This is a genomic window from Shewanella sp. SR44-4 (assembly GCF_014163715.1).
Classification (GTDB): Bacteria; Pseudomonadota; Gammaproteobacteria; order Enterobacterales; family Shewanellaceae; genus Shewanella.
The window spans coordinates 1-364 of the sequence record NZ_JACJDU010000159.1 but is presented as its reverse complement, the minus strand read 5'-3'; the positions used below and the strand labels follow the sequence as shown (position 1 = coordinate 364).

At 36.3% G+C, this 364-nt stretch carries 1 protein-coding gene; it reads left to right on the top strand.

Annotation, left to right across the window (positions count from 1 at the left end; translation table 11 throughout):
* Positions 1-198, top strand: a 198-nt coding sequence (locus H5125_RS21880; protein ID WP_182745521.1) for a hypothetical protein, incomplete at its 5' end; no start/stop codon positions are given.
* Between the last annotated feature and the right edge of the window lie 166 nt (positions 199-364).

Below are 364 nucleotides of genomic sequence, written 5' to 3'. Positions count from 1 at the left end.
GGTTTAGACGATGTATTTGAAAAGCCATTCCATAGCCTTGATTTTACGTATAGTTTCTTCCCGACAGATAGTTTTACGGTAAAAGTAAAAGCGAAAAATATCTTAGGTGAAACTACTGAATACGAACAGCAAGATCTGCAAGTGTACGCCAAAGACCCTGGCACAGAGTTCACCTTGCAGTTTAGCTATGAGTATTAATACGTTTAATAGCCATATGTAATCGTCACGTTCAAGAGTCACGTTTAAAAGAGTACTTGTTTTTAGCGGTTTTTACTCATCATTTCAATCGCTAAAAATGTGCACGGCCACTTTCTTCGGAACAAAGAAAGTGGCCTTTTTTTGTTTAAGCATATTATGAAATTTA